Genomic DNA, 17,406 nt, shown 5'->3' with positions numbered 1-17,406 from the left:
GCATGAAAAACTATCTAACCAAAACCATAATATTAAGTTTCTTTATTTTAGCAGGCTGTTCTTCTAATGATGACGCATCTCCTGAAGTAATTATCGACCCAACAGTGCCACCAGACGATGCAATGACCACAGCAAATGCTGCATCATTTATGGTCGATGTCAACGCTACAAAAGAAACTACAGCCTTATTCTATAACTTAAAAAGGCTTTCAAAATACAAAACCGCTATTGGCCAACAAGACGCCTTTAATAGTTTTTATCAAGATGCAGGTGGTGAATCTGATATTAAAAAAAATACTGGTTCTGACCCTGCTGTCCTAGGTTCTGATTTTATGTTTATCACCGACAAAAACAATAACGGACAAAGCAATAACTGGTTCTATCAGCAGGAACTCAAAATTATTTCTGATGTTAAAAACGCTTACGCGAAAGGCATAATCAATACCTTCAGCTGGCATTTGAGAGAACCTAATAAAGAAGAATCTTTTTATGTTGCTGATATGACTTCTGATCAAAAAGCAACTGCTTTTAAAAGTATTTTACCTGGCGGCGCCAACAACGAATGGTACAAGAAAAAATTGGATAAAGTTGCGAGCGTTATTTCGAACCTAAAAGGAGCAAACGGCGAATTAATTCCGATAATCTTCAGGCCTTTTCATGAATTTGATGGAAGCTGGTTTTGGTGGGGAGCCGATTTCTGCACTGCTGATGAATATAAAAAAGCCTATCAGTTTACGGTTGATTACCTCAAAAACACAAAAGGAGTTCACAATATTTTATATGCTTATTCTCCCGATAATTCGTACTTAACAGTTGAAGATTATCTAACTCGATATCCAGGTGATAAATATGTTGATGTTTTAGGAATGGACAATTATGGCGATTTGAAAAATGGAAATGATGGATATAATAAAGCTAACGCGAAACTAAAAATGCTTTCTATTGCTGCCAAAACCAGAGTAAAAATCGCTGCTTTGACTGAGACAGGATATCAGGTTACGGCAACAACACCACCAATAAACAATTGGTTTTCTACCAATTTATACAATGTTTTACATGACAATAGAGTATTTGACCTTCAATTTAACACTATAAGTTATGTATTGTTTTGGAATAATACTAAAGACGGCTATTATGTTCCAAATGGTACGGTGTCAAACGCAAGTGATTTTAAAACATTTGCCGAAAAACCACGATCGGCATTATTAAATTCATTGCCAAAAATGTATGAAATGCCGAAATAACTTTTTTGTTTGCTTCGGCTTTCAGCCTCGATTCAGGTTTCAGGTTTGAAGTTGAAATCAGAACGTCTTAAATAACGTAAAGCCCTAGCCCAGATAGAAGTGAAAATCCTTTTGTGCCGGGGTTCGGCACAAAAGATTGTAACGGATAGCAGGATTAGCTCCTTAAAAATATAAATTATGAAAAACAGATTTTTCAAAACACTTTCATTGGTGTTGATTTTCTGCGCGATAGCCTGTCAGGCGCAGGAAAAAATTACCGTAAAAGGAAACCAGTTTTACAAAGGCGACAAACCTTATGCTTATATCGGAACCAATTATTGGTACGGAAGCATGCTGGCTTCTAAAAAAATTGGCGATCGCAAAAGACTGCTTCTCGAATTGGATTTAATGAAGAAAAACGGAATCGATAATTTAAGAATTTTGGTCGGTGCCGATGGCGGAAAATATGATTTTACCGTTCGCCCAGCTTTACAATACGAGCAGGGAAAATACGACGAAGATTTATTGGACGGATTGGATTTCTTGATTAGCGAAATGAGCAAACGTAAAATGTATGCTGTTTTATACTTGACCAATAACTGGGAATGGTCTGGCGGGATGTCGCAATATTTAGAATGGAACGGAAAAGGCTCAATTCCGGTTCCGAATATCCCACCCAATACTTGGCCTCAGTTTATGTCGTATACAGAGCAATTTCATAGCTGTGAACCTTGTATGGAAGCTTTGAATAATCATGTTAAATTTATTATTGGAAGAACAAATGCTTATTCTAAAAAGAAATACAACGAAGATAATACGATTATGTCATGGCAGGTTGGAAATGAGCCTAGGCTTTTTACGGTAGAAAATGAAGCAAAATTCACTAAATGGCTGAATACCATTGTGAATTTGATTAACAGTTTAGACAAAAATCATTTGGTTTCTACTGGTTCTGAAGGAAAAAACAGTTCCAATGACAGCATGGAAATCTTCGAAAGAACACATCAAAATCCGAATATTGATTATTTAACGATGCACATTTGGCCTAAAAACTGGAATTGGTTTAAAGCTGACAATGCCGAAGCTACAATGCCAAAAACAATCGAAAATGCCGGAAAATATATTGACGACCATATCAAAGTAGCTAATAATCTGAAAAGACCTATTATAATTGAGGAATTTGGACTTCCGAGAGAAAGTGAAAATCTGAACGCTGGAGCTTCTTCGATTTACCGAGATAAATTTTATAGCTATATTTTCGGGAGAGTTGCAGAAAGCGTTAAAAATGGCGGACCGTTGCAAGCTGCTAATTTTTGGGGTTATGGCGGTGAAGGAAAAGCCGTTAACGAAACCGGAAAATGGAATCCAGGAGATCCTTTAACAACAGATCCACCGCAAGAGCCACAAGGTTTAAATTCGGTTTTTAACGGAGATAAATCGACATTGAAAATTGTAAAAGATTATAATTTGAAATTGAAAAAATAGAACAGAATTCATTCCTGTTTTCCTTAGAGACGCACCGCAGTGCGTCTCATGCGTAACGAATATATGCGACGTGAACTGGGCGTAGACGCACTGCGGTGCGTCTCTACAGAATAAACAAAATCAAAACTTCATGAAAAATATATTTATTCTTTTTTGTTTTATACTCGTAAACTTTTCTTTTTCACAGAAGAAACAGGATTTTAATGTAATTTCTCCAAATGGAAAAATCGAGGTTAAAATTACTGTGAATGACAAAGTTTTGTGGTCGATTTCACATGAAAAAGACTTGATTTTAGCACCTTCCGAAATGACTATAACTTTGGATGGAAATGTTGTTTTAGGAAAAAATCCAGTTGTCCTAAATTCAAAAAAAGAAAGCGTCGATACTTCTTTTGAAACACCTTTATACAAAAAGAAAACTGTAAAAGATCAGTACAATAAACTGAAGATTAATTTCAAAAATGATTTCGCAATTGAATTCCGTGTTTTTGACGATGGAGCAGCATATCGTTTTATCACAAAAAAGAAAAAAGAGATTACAGTAAAATCAGAAGAAGTAGTTTTAAATTTTGATCAGGATTACAGTACTTTGATGCCATATGTTCGTGATTTGAGAAACCCAAAAGATCAGTTTATCTCTTCGTTTGAATCACATTATGAAAACAAAAAAGTAAGCGAATTTGCGAAAGATACTTTAGCTTTTTTACCTTTTTTAATTGATTATAAAAACCATAAAAAAGCAGTTTTCCTGGAAGCAGATTTAGAAGATTATCCAGGATTGTTCGTTACAAACAATAAAAACAAGACAGGTTTTGAATCTCGTTTTTCTAAATATCCAATTAAAGAAACCAATGGCGGATTTAATTACCTTAACAAACTAATTACCGAAAGAGCCGATTATTTGGTAAAAACCAAAGGAACCAGAACTTTTCCGTGGAGAGCGATTGTGATTTCTGAAAATGATGCCACTTTAGCGAATAATGATATGGTTCAGAAATTGGCAGAACCGTCCAAAATAAAAGATATTTCGTGGATAAAACATGGAAAAGTGGCTTGGGATTGGTGGAACGACTGGAATATTTACGATGTCGATTTCAAAGCAGGAATCAATACTCAGACTTATAAATACTATATTGATTTTGCTTCTAAAAATAAGGTTGAATATGTAGTTTTAGATGAAGGCTGGAGCGTTGAAACGGATATTATGAAACACAATCCAAACGTAGATTTGGAAGCTTTGATTGCTTACGCTAAAGAACGAAACGTCGGCATTATTTTGTGGGCTTCGTGGATGGCAATACATGATAAAACAGAAGTCGTTTTTGAGAATTATGCTAAATTGGGTGTAAAAGGTTTCAAAGTTGATTTTATAGATCGCGATGATGCCAAAATGGTGAATTCCGTTTATGACATTGCTCAAAAAGCTGCCAATCATAAGTTGATTATCGATTTTCATGGAATGTATAAACCAACCGGAATTCAGCGAACTTTTCCAAATATTTTAAATTTTGAAGGTGTAAAAGGCTTAGAAAACAATAAATGGACTCCAAATGATGATGTTCCACTATACGACACAACAATTCCGTTTATCAGAATGATGGCCGGCCCAATGGATTATACGCCGGGCGCAATGCGTAACGCGACAAAAAGCGAATTCAAGCCAAGTCATTCTACACCAATGAGTCAGGGAACAAGATGTCATCAATTAGCGCTTTACACGATTTTTGAAGCGCCTTTACAAATGATGGCAGACAGCCCAACGGCTTTTATGAAAGAGCAGGAAAGCACCGATTTTATTGCTAAAATCCCAACTACTTTTGATGAAACTGCTGCTCTTGATGGCAAAGTTGGAAAATATGTTTCAATTGCCAGAAAAAAAGAAAACACTTGGTATTTAGGCGCAATCACAAACTGGGATTCCAGAGATATTACAATTGATTTTTCGTTCCTTGAAAAAGGCAAAAAATTCCAAGCTGAAATTTTCTCTGATGGCCTAAATGCTGATAAAGCAGCAGTAGATTATAAAAGAGAAATCATTACCGTTGATTCTACAACGAAATTAAAATATCATTTAGCAAGTGGTGGCGGATTAGCGATGATTATCAAATAAAAAAAATGGAGAACAAATTGTTCTCCATTTTTTTCGTTTTCATTTCTGTAGAGATGCAATGCAGTGCATCTACGTCATGTATTTCGTTACGCATAAGACGCACTACTGTGCGTCTATACGATTATGCATGTGTATAAAACTTTATGCTAATATTTTCTCAATCTCATTTAATTCATCATGCGTAAATTCAGTATTCTGCAAACAATCAATATTATTACATAATTGTTTTACAGAACTCGCGCCAATTAAAACCGATGTAATTCGTTTGTCTTTTTGCAACCAAGCCAAAGCCATTTGTGCCAAAGATTGATTTCTATTTTGAGCAATTTCATTCAGCTGAATTAATTTCTGAATTCTCTCCTGTGTAACCTCATCTTCTCTCAAATGTCCGTTTGGATTATGCGCTCTAGAATTTTCTGGAATTCCGTTTAGATATTTATCTGTCAAAAGTCCTTGTGCCAAAGGCGAAAATGCAACACAGCCTACTCCCTTTTCTTCTAAAACATCTAATAAACCATCTTCAACCCAACGTTGCAACATAGAATATTTTGCTTGGTGAATCAAACATGGCGTTCCTAATTGCTTTAAAACATCAACCGCAACACGAGTCTGTTCTGCCGAATAATTACTAATTCCAACGTATAAAGCCTTTCCGCTTCTAACTGCATAATCCAAAGCCATCATGGTTTCTTCAATTGGCGTTTCCGGATCTGGACGATGTGAATAAAAAATATCGACATAATCGACTTTCATTCTCTTTAAACTCTGATCCAAACTTGACAATAAATATTTTCTCGAACCCCAGTCGCCATAAGGTCCGTCCCACATGGTGTAACCCGCTTTTGTAGAAATTATGATTTCATCACGCAGGTTTCCTTGAAAGTTATGCCACAAAATTTTACCAAAATTAGTTTCAGCAGAACCTGGAACAGGTCCGTAATTGTTAGCTAAATCATAGTGCGTAATTCCTTTATCAAAAGCCTCTACAGCAATATTTTCTGCATTATCAAAATTATCTACTGATCCGAAGTTATGCCATAATCCTAAAGAAATTTCTGGAAGCAGCAGTCCGCTTTTCCCGCATCTGTTATATTTCATTGTTTTAATTTATTAAGTTGGAGGTTTAATAGATTTTAAAGATAGAAAAAAATACTAAGTTTTGTATCCTTTGCCACAAAGGCACTAAGACGCAAAGATTTTTATCCAAAAATGAATTCGTAGCGAAAAAACGAGCACAAATAATTACAATTTAATTCAGTATTAATTTTGTAAATTTGTTTAAACTCAAAAATTATGAATCCTAATTGGCAAAATTTAATTTCAATAAATCCTGATATCAGATTTGGCAAACCCGTGATAAAAGGAACTAGAATTTGTGTTTCAGATATTCTTTCATGGCTTTCAACAGGAATGTCTTTTGAAGAAATTATTGAAGATTTCCCAGAATTAAATAAAGAGCAGATTCTTGCTGCTTTAGCCTTTGCTGCTAATAGAGAAAATATCACAAAAATAATTGCAGCATAATGAAACTGCTTTTAGATGCTAATATTTCCTGGAGAATAACTAAACTTATTGAAAATGATTTTCCTGCTTGTCTTCATTCTAAAGATATTTCCGTAAATCAACCCGCAAAAGATTTAGAAATTTGGCAATATGCTAGAAAAAATGGCTTTACCATTCTTACCCATGATGATGATTTTGAGAAATTATTACTTCTAAAAGGAGTTCCTCCAAAAGTTATCATTCTAAAAACTTTTAATAAAAACACTAAACAAATAGCGGAGCTTCTAACTTCTAAAAAAGAAACTATTGAATCATTTATTTTAAATAATGAATTAATGATTCTAGAAATTTATTAAATAGAAATCGCCACGAATTCACGATTTTTAAATAAATAATTCGTGAATTCGTGGCGAAAAAAAAACTTAGATCCTTAGTGCCTTCGTGGCAAAACCCTTCTATTCTTTTATCTCAAAACCACTTTGCAAACCTTTATCAGAGCTTCCTCCAACCATGATTTTAAAAGTTCCCGGTTCAACTAAATAATTTCCTTCGTTGTCATAAAAACCAAGTTCCTTTTCTGTTAAAGTAAAGTTTACGGTTTTAGTTTCTCCTTTTTTCAGATTCACCAATTCAAAACCCTTCAATTCTTTTATCGGGCGCACAATACTTGCATATTCATCATGAATATATAACTGCACTACTTCTTTTCCGTCATAATTTCCAGAGTTGGTAACCTCAACGCTTACTTGTACACTTTCTCCTTTTGCAAAAGATGTTTTATTCACTTTCAGATTTTTATAATCGAATTTAGTATAACTCAAACCAAAACCAAACGGAAACTGAGGCGTTTTCTCTACATCCATATAATGCGACCAGAAAACATTTTTATCACTGTCAATTGGTCTCCCTGTGCTGTATTTATTATAATAAATTGGAACCTGCCCCACATTTCTTGGAAACGACATTGGCAATTTCCCACTCGGATTGTAATCTCCGTATAAAACTTTTGCAACCGCATTTCCAGCCTGAGTTCCCAAATGCCAAGCTTCTACAATTGCCGGCACATTTTCTGCTGCCCACGGAATACTCAACGGACGTCCGTTATTCAAAACCAAAACGACATTCGGGTTTACTTTGTAAATTTCTTCTAATAATTCCTGCTGTAAACCAGGTAAATTTAAATCGGTTCTACTTCTTCCTTCTCCGCTTTGGAAACCATATTCGCCTAAAACCATTATTACAACATCGGCTTCTTTTGCTGCTTTTTTTGCTGCTTCAAATCCGCTTTTGTCTGTAGTATTGAAAACTGTTTCTGTTAAAAAAGTGGCTTTTTGTTTCAACAAATCGGCACCTTTTTCAAAAGTCAGCTGATTTTCTTTGTATTGCTGCATTCCTTCTAAAACCGAAACTGCGGTATCATCAGAAGCTGCAATTCTCCAGCTTCCCAGCGGACTATTTTTATCATTTGCCAAAGCGCCAATCAAAGCGATCTTTTGTCCCGATTTCTTTAGCGGAAGCAAATTCTTTTCATTCTTCAATAAAACAATAGATTTCTTCGCCATGTCCAGAACGCCATCGTTATTAGCTTTACTTCCCACAACTTCTTTTTCGCGTTTTTCATCACAATATCTGTAAGGATCATCAAATAATCCCAATTCAAATTTTACACGAAGAATTCTTCGGACAGCATCATCAACCAAAGCTTCTTTTACTTTTCCTGATTTTACTAGATCAACCAATTTTGCCACATACAAATACGATTCCATATCCATATCAGAACCTGCAATCACCGCTTTTGCCGTTGCATCGGCTTCGTCTTTCGCATAACCGTGTGCAATCATTTCACGAATCGAAGCGTAATCTGAAATCACAAATCCGTCAAACTTCCATTTTCCTTTCAAAATATCTCTTTGCAAAAAGGCATTTCCTGTTGCCGGAACACCATTCAAAGTATTAAACGAATTCATAAACGTACAAACTCCAGCTTCGACAGTCGCTTCAAACGGAGGCAAAACCGAGTTGTACAATTTCGAATTGCTGATATCTACAATATTATATTCCAAACCAGCTTCAACATAACCATAAGCGGCAAAATGTTTCGCACAAGCCGCAATCGTATTTACTTTAGCCAAATCGGCAACCGTTTCTCCCTGAAAACCTTTTACTCTAGCATAACCCACTTTGCTTCCCAAATACGGATCTTCTCCTGCACCTTCCATCACACGTCCCCAACGAGCATCATTTGCCACATCGACATTTGGGCCAAAAGTCCAATTAATTCCAGATGCCGATGCTTCATCTGCCGCAATCGCCGCCGATTTTTTAATCGCTTCTAAATCCCAACTCGCCGCTTCAGCCAACGGAATCGGGCTTAACGTTTTATAACCATGAATTACATCAAAACCAATAATTAACGGAATTCCCAAACGAGTTTCTTCAACTGCAATTTTCTGTACCGCACGAACTTCTTTTACACCGCGAACTGTCAACATTGAGCCAACTAATCCTTTTCTTAAATGTTCATATTTTAATTCCGCAGTTCCACCTTTTGGAGCTGGTCCCGTCACATCCCAAAAACCGTTATATTGATTCATCTGTCCTACTTTTTCCTCAAGCGTCATTAACGGCAAAAGCAAATCGATACGCTGCTCAACAGTTTTATTCTTATCCAGATACGGCTTTTTTTGTGCATTCATATTTCCAATCGTAAAAAGGGAAAAAATCCCAATAAATAGTATTTTTTTATTTTTCATAGTGTGGTTTAGTTAGTTTTTTTAAAGTTGCTAAGATGCTAAGGTTCTGAGCTGCTAAGTTTTTTTTGGCGTGTCCCACCAAAAAAGGCGGGTCGGGCTTTCGGCTATATCTTTTGTTCCGTTTCACTTCACAAAAGGCTCAATCCCTCACGCAAATCGGTTTCAAAAGAGCTTTTTTAGTTTTTTGTCATCCAGAGGAACGAAGGATCACACTAGAAACTCCACGCAGAACTTCGACAATCTTTGTCGAATCCCGAGTGTGATTTCTCCTTTCAGTCGAAATGACAAAAAAAACTAAAATCTAAAATCTAAAATCACTCCGTAATAAAACAAGAAGCCGGCAAATTCACCTTATTAAACAAATCGGACTGAATTGTATTTCCCCAAGCAAATCTCACTTTTGCAGGGTTTGGTACTTTTTTAGAAACCAAAATGACTTGATTATTTTTTATAGAAGCTTCAACAGGAAAGAAATTTCCATCGATTCCGGCTACTTCAAACTGATTCGAAACTTTGTTTTTGAAATACAATCCATCAGCATAATCAAAAGAAACAGTGATTTTATTTTTCTCAATTTTAATTTCTTTAAAAAGTGGCCCGTTTACCAAATTTGAATTGACTTTATAAGTTTCGGCAAGAGCCAAATTAGCCAAACGAATTCCGACTGCCTTTTTATTCTTTGGATGAATATCAATTGTATCTGAAATATCAGAAGTCAAAACCATTCCGGTTTTAGGAATTTCTTTCAGAATTTTTCTTTGAGAATTTCGAACCGTAACATTGGAAAAATTGTTGCTTCCGGTTTTATAAGGCGCAATCTGAACGAAATAAAAAGGAAATTCGTCATTCCAGGCTTTTCTCCAGGAAGAAATTAAAGCCGATAAAGTTTTATCATAAACCAAAGAACCCACATTCGATTCACCTTGATACCAAAGTGTTCCCGCAATTTTAAATCCAACAATTGGATAAATCATCGCATTATACGCACGCCCGGGCTGACGTGGTCCATATTCCTGTTCGTTTAATTTTTTGGCGTTTTCTAACAAAACAGCATCGTTATTAATAACTTCAGATGACATCCAAATTTCAGCAGGAGTTCCGCCCCAATTGGAAGAAATTAATCCGATGGGAACATTTTTTAAATCTTCGCGAAGACGTTTTGCAAAAAAGTAACCAACTGCACTAAAATATTTCATGGTTTCAGGAGTTGATTCGGTCCAATTTCCTAATAAATTATTCTGTGGATTTTCGGCTGTCAATTTCGGAACCGTAAAAAATCGGATATTAGGATTTGTGGCATTTTTAGCTTCTTCTTCTCCATCGTCAATTCCCCAGCTTGCAGACATTTCCATATTTGATTGTCCCGAACAAAGCCAGACTTCCCCAATTAGAATATTTTTAAGTACTACTTCGTTATAACCTTTTATAGAAATCGTAAAAGATCCGCCTGCTTCAGGCGTTTTAATGGTCAATTCCCATTTTGCCTGATTATTTGCAATGGTTTTATATTCCTGATTATTCCAGCTCGAAACCAGTTTAATTTCTTCTTTCGGATTGGCCCAACCCCAAATTTTCACTTCAGAATTGCGTTGTAAAACCATATTGTCACCAAAAATATTCGGTAGAGAAACGTTTGCTATCATAGTATTGGAAATCAACAGAAAGAGAACAAACTTAAATATATTATTTTTCATTGAGCAGCTTTTTTAAATAAGGGCCATATTGATCTGCCATTACTTTATGATCGGCAAGGTCTGGATGCCACATACATCCTTTTGGAGTCATCGGTTTAAACTTAAAAATCTGAATTGTTTTATGCGTTTTATCATTCGCAAAAGCGGTTTTGACTTTATTGAGACAATCTTCAAAAACAATTCCTTTTTCGCCTCCAACCATCGGACTATTTGTTATCACAATCTGCACATTCGGATTATGGCTATAAAGCATTTTTATAAAATTGATATAATTCGCAACATATTTTTCTGAATTAAAAGGAAATCTTTCCTTTGTGCCGTCTCCATCTGAAAAATCATTTGTTCCCAAAGCAATACTGATAATATCAGGCTGAAAAGCAAAATCATATTTAGGCTTTGAACTGTCTTTTGTCAAATACAAATTTGGATAAGCATCTGGCATTATTACTTCCTCTTTATTCTCATCATTCCAATTGCGATACATTCCGATTCCAGAAACACAGCTCATTAAATAATCAACTCCAATTGCTCTTGAAAGTGTTGGTCCGTAAGCGTAATAACTATTATGATGATCGTAATATTCTCCTTTATCGCAAGGAATATCAGAACCGTCGCTGGCAGCGCCACAAGTAATGGAATCACCGATAAATTCGATTTTCTTTTTCTTTTTAAATGAAATTGAAGTCAGTTTTGCGGTTGTGCCTGCAAACAAAACTCCGCCACTATGTGCTTCTGTATTTTTATAAATTTCTAATCGATGTTCTTTTTGATTTGAAGTTACTTTTATTGGAAAAGACTGCTCTGCTCCTTTTTCAATTCTAATCTTTCCGATATATTTTCCGTCCAAAACTAGCTGAACATAATTATGATGTTCGTAAGAATCGATACTTTTTAGGAAAATTGCACATTCTTTTCCCATAAAATTAAAAGATACCGAAGAAGCTGTACCAATTAAAATAACCCGATCATTTTGCAATTGATCTACTCGGCCTTGGTATAAAAAAGTTTTTTTCGAATTTTGAGTTTGTGCATTCGAAGCAACTGAAATCAGCAAAAACGAAATTAAAACAGCTATTTTTTTGAGAAACATAATTTATTTGTTAAAATATAAATACGATTCACAAATATATTTGAAATGAATTACACAGAAAGATACTAAAATGTCAAAAAGTAATAAAAAAACACCAAAAAACGTTATTACTGTTTTTGGTGCTGATGTCGATTTTTAAAAATGCATCGCCTAAATCCTTTGATAATCGAAAGCAAGACGCTATTTTTATTTTTTTTAAACCCATTACAATGAAATCAATAACCTATATTTTATTTGCATGCTTGATATTATTTTCTTCTTTCGCCAAAAAGGAAAACCAAAAAGTGATTATTAAAACAACCCAGTCACAAATTGACCGCGATTCTATTATTGCTTTTGCAAAAAAACATTTAGGGATTCGTTATGCATATGCCAGTAGCAATCCGCAAAAAGGTTTTGACTGCTCCGGATTTGTGAGTTATGTTTTCAGCAATTTCGGAAAGACATTACCTCGAAGTTCAAGCGGATATAAAAATATAGGTAAAACATTAAAACCAGAAGATTTTAAAGTTGGAGATATTTTGGTTTTCTACGGATATAAAGATAAAAGTGTTATAGGTCACGTAGGCATTATCTGTGAAGCCAACGGAATGCAGTCTAAATTTATTCATGCTTCATCAGGAAAAGCACAACAAGTTACCATAACAGCGCTTGATACAGAACATTACACCAAACGCTTTTATAAATGCGTCGATGTTTTATCGGAATAATTTTTTTTGCCACGCGAATTCACGAATTTTTCTTTCACGCAGATTTAAAAAGATTTAAGCTGATGTGCACAGATTTTTATAATCATTGTAATCCCTTAATCTGTGGCTTTAATTTTTTTCTGCCACTACTCGAGCAATAGCGAACTGGCGAAGCAATTGCACAAATTTTCGCAAATTTATTTTTTTTCCACAGATTAAAGGGATTAACACAGATTTTATAATCATTGTAATCCTTCAATCTGTGGCTTTAATTTTTTTCTGCCACTACTCGAGCGATAGCGAACTGGCGAAGCAATTGCACAAATTTTCGTGAATTTATTTTTTTTTGCCACAGATTAAAGGGATTAACACAGATTTTATAATTATTGTAATCCTTCAATCTGTGGCTTCATTTTTTTTTGCTACGAATTGCACCAATTTTCGCGAATTTATTCTTTAGCCACAGATTAAAGAGATTGGCACAGATTTTATAATCATTGTAACCCTATAATCTATGGCTTTTTTCGCCATAAATTTCACAAATTTAAATTGGTGAAAATTCGTGAAATTTGTGGCAAACTAAAATTTTATTCCTCAGTCAATAATTTGATAAGGCTTTCGTCTCTTCCATAAATATCTTTATAGAAATTTAGATTTCCTTCTCGATCGACCCAAGCGGTAAAATAACCAATGTAAACAGGCACTTTTTTCTTCAAAGTATACCAGCTTTCTTTTCCGGCGTGCATGGCTTTATCAATTCTTTCGGGATTCCATGCTGGATCTGGTTTTAGTAATTCAATTGCTAATTCACGAGGTTTTGCAACACGCACGCAGCCATGGCTAAACGCTCGGCTTTCTCTTTCGAACAAACTTTTTGAAGGTGTATCATGCAAATAAATATTGCTTGAATTCGGAAACAAAAACTTTACTAAACCTAAAGAATTATTTTTACCCGGAAGCTGACGCACCGCACCATTATTCCACTCCAGATTTTTCTGTGCCAAATAGTTTTTATTTTTGGCCATTCCGGGTTTAATCTCGCTTTTAATAATACTCGGCGGAACATTCCAATACGGGCTAAAAACAATATAGCTCATCATACCGCTGAAAATAACGGTTTTATTCATCGTTTTACCAACTACAACTGCTGATGTGAAAGCAATTTTCCCGTCTTCTATCAAATATAATTTAAACTCTGGAATGTTAACTTCAATGTATTTTTGCCCTTTTTCCAATTCAGGGTCAATCCATCGACAACGCTCCATATTAGCGATTATGGTTTTGATTCTTTCAGATACAGGAATATTCAAATCGTTGATATGTTCTTTTAAAATAGTGTTTTTTGGAGTGTATCCGTGACGTATTTCGTAGTTTTTGATTGCTTTAATCAAAGTTGTGTCACAAATACCATTTTTATCATTTTCTTTTAAATCTTTGGTTATAAAAAGCCTGTCTTTAATTTGAGATACAACGCTTGACGAATCTCCAACTTTTATGCTTTTAAAATCTTCATCTATTTCAATAGTTTTCCAACCACCGTCTTTCTCAATTTGTCTGTATTCTTTAAGTGCATCACGCAATTTGTAATACTGACTGAACATCTTTCTCTTTTTATCATCTAGAATCGTCGATTTTTTAAAGATAGAATCAGAAAGCACTTGGTAGTTCAGTTTTTTTCGCGGTAAAAGCCATTCTAAAGAAATACTTGTTTTTTCGTCAAAACCTGTATATACTTTCTCCGCATAATAGTAATACAAATTTGAAATCATCACATCAGTATCTTCTTTTGAAAGCTTATTTTTTGAAGCATTTTCGAGAATAGAATGTAATTGTTCGTTGTACGGAAAATTGGCTTTTAATCCTTCTTGACCTAAATTTTTATATTGATTGAATAAAGTATGACCAAATTCGACAATTCCTTTATTATCCTGCCACAATTGGGTCGATTTATTTTTTTGATATAAAGAAGAAACATCGCCTTTAAATTTAGCGAGTTTTGGATAATTTTCGTAAAATTTATTAATTCTTGTGCTGTCCATTGTTAACTTAAGTTCCGGAATTTCTTCAACTGTTTTTGTCGAATTTTCGTCTTTCTTATCGGCCTTTGAATTACAAGAAAAAAGCACTAAAAATAACACTGCAATAATAGGCGAATACCAAATTTTCATAGCTCATAATTTTGGATAAAAGTAAAAAATATTTTGTTAAATCAAAATCTTCAAAAATAATCTTAACCATTATTTATAAGAACGAATTAATAAAAAAAGCTTCAAACAATTTCTTGTCTGAAGCCTTTGCCATATAACTAACCTAATAAAAATTTTTAGATAACAGTACCTTTTAAAGTAAGGATTTTTGGTGCAGTTTCAGCGCTTGTTGTCACTGTAACTGTTTTGGTAAATGCACCTTTGTTTGCTGCATTGTACGTTGCAATGACCCTTGCTGATTTACCAGGAAGAATAGGCTCTTTTGTATAATCTGTAGCAGTACATCCGCAAGATCCTTGAACGTTTGTAATCACGACAGCCGTTTTTCCAGTATTTTTAAACTCATAAATAATTGCTTTTGGAGTTCCTTGCGGAATTTCTCCAACATCTACAGTTTCTGCTTTCCAAACAATTGCAGAAGCAGTTGTTTCTTTAATTTCATTTTTTGAAATCAAAGATTTTACCGGCGCAACTGCCGAAAAAGACATAAGGCCTAACGCCAAAGCTAACATTGAAATTCTGATTACTTTCATAATGGTATATTTAAAATGGTTTAAAGTTCAAATTTTATATTTCAAAAGTAATTCTGAAAAAATCAAACTGCTGTTAACCACTCTCAAATGTTTGTTAACGACTTGTTAATCGCTTATTTTCAGTATAAAATTGATTAATATTACACTTTCAAAACCCTTTTCCTTGAAGATTAACAAACTCAACAGCATCATAGTTTTAGGACTAATTGCCATTATCAGCATATTGGTTGCTCAATTGCTCTGGACTAAAGAAGCTTTTACGCTTGAACAGAAAAAGCTGAGCCAGAAAGCTCATATCGCCTTATTGGAGGTTGCCAAAAAACTTTATGAAGGAACCAATCACGAGCTTCCAGCTCAGAATCCGGTACAGAAAATATCTAATGACTATTATATCGTAAATGTCGATAACGAATTTGAACCCGATATTTTAGAATTTTATCTTCAGGCAGAGTTCAAAAAAATGAACATCACTACTGATTTCGAATACGCAATGTACAACTGCCAGAGCGACGAAATGATTTATGGTGATTATATTTCGCTTTCGAAGAAAAAAGCAGAATGCAAAAAGACCGTTTATTTTCCAAAACATAAAAATCTGGTTTACTATTTTGCGGTCCGTTTTCCAAATGAAACTACGTATTTGTTTACTTCAATGCGATTCTGGTTTATTCTTTCGACAGCTTTAATTTTTATTTTACTGATTTATGTTTATTCGATATTTAAGCTTTTACAGCAAAAAAAGTATTCCGAATTGCAGCGCGATTTCATCAACAATATGACGCATGAGTTTAAGACTCCACTGGCTTCAATTCTGATCGCATCAAAATATCTGGCAGAACAAAATCCGATTAAGGAGGATAAAAAACTGCATACTTATGCGAATATCATTATCAACCAAAGCAATAAACTGAATGGTCATATCGAAAAAATACTGAGTATTGCCAAAGCCGATCATGCTCCATTAGAATTGAAAAAAGAAAAAATCAATATTATTCTGCTGATTGAAGAAGTTATTGAAAACATTAAATTAAAATACCCTGATGCCGAAATTAAAATTGAAACGTCACTAACTGATTTTTCATTAGAAACGGATATTTTCCATTGCAGCAATCTAGTTTACAATCTTTTGGACAATGCAGTGAAATATTGCAGCGAAAAACCTGAAATTACGATAAAAATTACAGACGAAAATTCAATCCTAAAAATAGAATTCACAGACAATGGTATCGGAATTGCATCAAAAAACATTTCTTTTATCTTTGATAAATTTTATCGTGTACAAAATGAGAAGAGCAATGAAGTCAACGGATTTGGCTTAGGTTTGTATTACGTAAAAGAAATCTGCAGCTTGCAACACTGGAAAATAAAAGCTGAAAACAATCAAGAAAAAGGCATCACGATAACCTTGTCAATTCCATACAAAAAATGAGAAATTTCAAAATACTTTATACCGAAGACGATGAAACTTTAGCGTTTTTGACCAAAGACAATCTGGAACAAAACAATTACGAAGTTGTACACTGCACTGATGGAAAATCGGGCTTAGAAACTTTTCAGAGCGATATTTTTGATATCTGCATTTTTGACATTATGATGCCAAAAATGGATGGATTTGAATTGGCTGCCGCTGTTAGAAAAATAGACGCAGAAGTGCCAATTATTTTTCTTTCGGCCAAAACACTAAAAGAAGATCGTATAAAAGGACTTCGATTAGGAGCCGATGATTATCTTGTAAAACCTTTCAGTATTGAAGAATTATTGCTTAAAATCGAAATTTTCCTAAAACGTTCCAATAAAAACACCATTACGTCAAAAGCGGTTTACGAAGTGGGGAAATATCAGTTTGACACCAAAAATTTTATTCTTTTTAATGGAAATGAAAAAATCGGACTGACACAACGCGAAGCTGAATTATTAAAATTATTTCTAGATCATAAAAATTCGGTTCTAAAACGCGAAGAAATTCTTACCTCACTTTGGGGAACCGATGATTATTTTATGGGAAGAAGCCTAGACGTTTTTATTTCCCGTCTTCGCAAAATCCTAGCCGATGAAAAAGAAATTTCTATAGAAAACCTACATGGAATTGGATTTAGGTTTACTGTTGGGTAAAATATTC

The 17,406-nt window shown here is 34.4% G+C and carries 14 protein-coding genes; 8 read left to right on the top strand and 6 right to left on the bottom strand.

Features of this window, described 5'->3' with window-relative positions:
- Window positions 1-2 precede the first annotated feature (2 nt).
- The 3 genes from ACFFLS_RS23335 to ACFFLS_RS23325 all read left to right on the top strand — a co-directional run bounded on the left by ACFFLS_RS23335 (window position 3) and on the right by ACFFLS_RS23325 (window position 4,818).
- Entirely contained in the window at window positions 3-1,244 is a 1,242-nt protein-coding gene (locus tag ACFFLS_RS23335) for a glycoside hydrolase family 26 protein (RefSeq protein ID WP_379683006.1), read from the top strand.
- Between the two features lie 177 nt (window positions 1,245-1,421).
- Complete coding sequence (locus tag ACFFLS_RS23330; RefSeq protein WP_379683007.1) at window positions 1,422-2,708, top strand: glycoside hydrolase 5 family protein; 1,287 nt, start codon at window positions 1,422-1,424, stop codon at window positions 2,706-2,708.
- A 130-nt stretch (window positions 2,709-2,838) separates the two neighbouring features.
- A complete protein-coding gene (locus tag ACFFLS_RS23325) occupies window positions 2,839-4,818 on the top strand; it encodes a retaining alpha-galactosidase (protein ID WP_379683008.1) in 1,980 nt (659 codons plus the stop codon).
- Window positions 4,819-4,959: 141 nt separating this feature from the next.
- Here the strand turns inward: ACFFLS_RS23325 and ACFFLS_RS23320 are convergent, their stop codons facing one another.
- Window positions 4,960-5,916, bottom strand: a complete 957-nt coding sequence (locus tag ACFFLS_RS23320; protein ID WP_379683009.1) for an aldo/keto reductase — start codon at window positions 5,914-5,916, stop codon at window positions 4,960-4,962.
- 195 nt (window positions 5,917-6,111) lie between these two features.
- Here ACFFLS_RS23320 and ACFFLS_RS23315 point away from each other — a divergent pair, with 195 nt between their 5' ends.
- Together ACFFLS_RS23315 and ACFFLS_RS23310 are read left to right on the top strand one after the other, a co-directional pair.
- Window positions 6,112-6,342, top strand: a complete 231-nt coding sequence (locus ACFFLS_RS23315) for a DUF433 domain-containing protein (protein WP_379683010.1) — start codon at window positions 6,112-6,114, stop codon at window positions 6,340-6,342.
- Window positions 6,342-6,677, top strand: coding sequence for a DUF5615 family PIN-like protein (locus ACFFLS_RS23310; protein WP_379683011.1), 336 nt, complete (start codon window positions 6,342-6,344; stop codon window positions 6,675-6,677). The genes ACFFLS_RS23315 and ACFFLS_RS23310 overlap by 1 nt, the downstream gene beginning before the upstream one ends.
- Before the next feature lie 99 nt (window positions 6,678-6,776).
- On the opposite strand, the gene bglX is transcribed toward ACFFLS_RS23310, so the two are convergent.
- The 3 genes from bglX to ACFFLS_RS23295 form a co-directional block, all read right to left on the bottom strand.
- Entirely contained in the window at window positions 6,777-9,074 is a 2,298-nt protein-coding gene (bglX, locus tag ACFFLS_RS23305) for a beta-glucosidase BglX (RefSeq protein ID WP_379683012.1), read from the bottom strand.
- A gap of 314 nt (window positions 9,075-9,388) precedes the next feature.
- Window positions 9,389-10,768 (bottom strand): sialate O-acetylesterase, encoded by a 1,380-nt coding sequence (locus ACFFLS_RS23300; RefSeq protein ID WP_379683013.1) that lies wholly within the window; start codon window positions 10,766-10,768, stop codon window positions 9,389-9,391.
- Entirely contained in the window at window positions 10,758-11,858 is a 1,101-nt protein-coding gene (locus tag ACFFLS_RS23295; protein ID WP_379683014.1) for an SGNH/GDSL hydrolase family protein, read from the bottom strand. Before ACFFLS_RS23295 ends, ACFFLS_RS23300 begins: the two co-directional genes overlap by 11 nt.
- Window positions 11,859-12,067: 209 nt before the next feature.
- On the opposite strand from ACFFLS_RS23295, the gene ACFFLS_RS23290 reads away from it, so the two are divergent.
- Window positions 12,068-12,568 carry a C40 family peptidase gene (locus ACFFLS_RS23290; protein ID WP_379683015.1) on the top strand — a complete coding sequence of 167 codons (501 nt, stop codon included), beginning with the start codon at window positions 12,068-12,070 and terminating at the stop codon, window positions 12,566-12,568.
- Between the two features lie 566 nt (window positions 12,569-13,134).
- Here the strand turns inward: ACFFLS_RS23290 and ACFFLS_RS23285 are convergent.
- Together ACFFLS_RS23285 and ACFFLS_RS23280 are read right to left on the bottom strand one after the other, a co-directional pair.
- Window positions 13,135-14,715 (bottom strand): L,D-transpeptidase family protein, encoded by a 1,581-nt coding sequence (locus ACFFLS_RS23285; RefSeq protein ID WP_379683016.1) that lies wholly within the window; start codon window positions 14,713-14,715, stop codon window positions 13,135-13,137.
- Between the two features lie 155 nt (window positions 14,716-14,870).
- A complete protein-coding gene (locus ACFFLS_RS23280) occupies window positions 14,871-15,287 on the bottom strand; it encodes a DUF1573 domain-containing protein (protein ID WP_379683017.1) in 417 nt (138 codons plus the stop codon).
- A 163-nt stretch (window positions 15,288-15,450) separates the two neighbouring features.
- On the opposite strand from ACFFLS_RS23280, the gene ACFFLS_RS23275 reads away from it, so the two are divergent.
- Together ACFFLS_RS23275 and ACFFLS_RS23270 are read left to right on the top strand one after the other, a co-directional pair.
- Window positions 15,451-16,716, top strand: coding sequence for a sensor histidine kinase (locus ACFFLS_RS23275; protein ID WP_379683018.1), 1,266 nt, complete (start codon window positions 15,451-15,453; stop codon window positions 16,714-16,716).
- Window positions 16,713-17,399: a response regulator transcription factor gene (locus ACFFLS_RS23270; protein WP_379683019.1), complete on the top strand. Its 687-nt coding sequence runs from the start codon at window positions 16,713-16,715 to the stop codon at window positions 17,397-17,399. The genes ACFFLS_RS23275 and ACFFLS_RS23270 overlap by 4 nt, the downstream gene beginning before the upstream one ends.
- Window positions 17,400-17,406 lie beyond the last annotated feature (7 nt).

Source organism: Flavobacterium procerum (assembly GCF_042431625.1).
GTDB classification, from domain to species: Bacteria; Bacteroidota; Bacteroidia; order Flavobacteriales; family Flavobacteriaceae; genus Flavobacterium; species Flavobacterium procerum.
This window is presented reverse-complemented; position numbering and strand designations above follow the sequence as displayed.

Bases quoted from the DNA above. Each gene is read 5' to 3' on its own strand.
- bglX (WP_379683012.1), bottom strand. From the start codon at position 9,074: ATGAAAAATAAAAAAATACTATTTATTGGGATTTTTTCCCTTTTTACG.
- ACFFLS_RS23285 (WP_379683016.1), bottom strand. From the start codon at position 14,715: ATGAAAATTTGGTATTCGCCTATTATTGCAGTGTTATTTTTAGTGCTT.
- ACFFLS_RS23270 (WP_379683019.1), top strand. From the start codon at position 16,713: ATGAGAAATTTCAAAATACTTTATACCGAAGACGATGAAACTTTAGCG.
- ACFFLS_RS23310 (WP_379683011.1), top strand. From the start codon at position 6,342: ATGAAACTGCTTTTAGATGCTAATATTTCCTGGAGAATAACTAAACTT.
- ACFFLS_RS23290 (WP_379683015.1), top strand. From the start codon at position 12,068: ATGAAATCAATAACCTATATTTTATTTGCATGCTTGATATTATTTTCT.
- ACFFLS_RS23295 (WP_379683014.1), bottom strand. From the start codon at position 11,858: ATGTTTCTCAAAAAAATAGCTGTTTTAATTTCGTTTTTGCTGATTTCA.
- ACFFLS_RS23335 (WP_379683006.1), top strand. From the start codon at position 3: ATGAAAAACTATCTAACCAAAACCATAATATTAAGTTTCTTTATTTTA.
- ACFFLS_RS23280 (WP_379683017.1), bottom strand. From the start codon at position 15,287: ATGAAAGTAATCAGAATTTCAATGTTAGCTTTGGCGTTAGGCCTTATG.
- ACFFLS_RS23325 (WP_379683008.1), top strand. From the start codon at position 2,839: ATGAAAAATATATTTATTCTTTTTTGTTTTATACTCGTAAACTTTTCT.
- ACFFLS_RS23300 (WP_379683013.1), bottom strand. From the start codon at position 10,768: ATGAAAAATAATATATTTAAGTTTGTTCTCTTTCTGTTGATTTCCAAT.
- ACFFLS_RS23320 (WP_379683009.1), bottom strand. From the start codon at position 5,916: ATGAAATATAACAGATGCGGGAAAAGCGGACTGCTGCTTCCAGAAATT.
- ACFFLS_RS23330 (WP_379683007.1), top strand. From the start codon at position 1,422: ATGAAAAACAGATTTTTCAAAACACTTTCATTGGTGTTGATTTTCTGC.
- ACFFLS_RS23315 (WP_379683010.1), top strand. From the start codon at position 6,112: ATGAATCCTAATTGGCAAAATTTAATTTCAATAAATCCTGATATCAGA.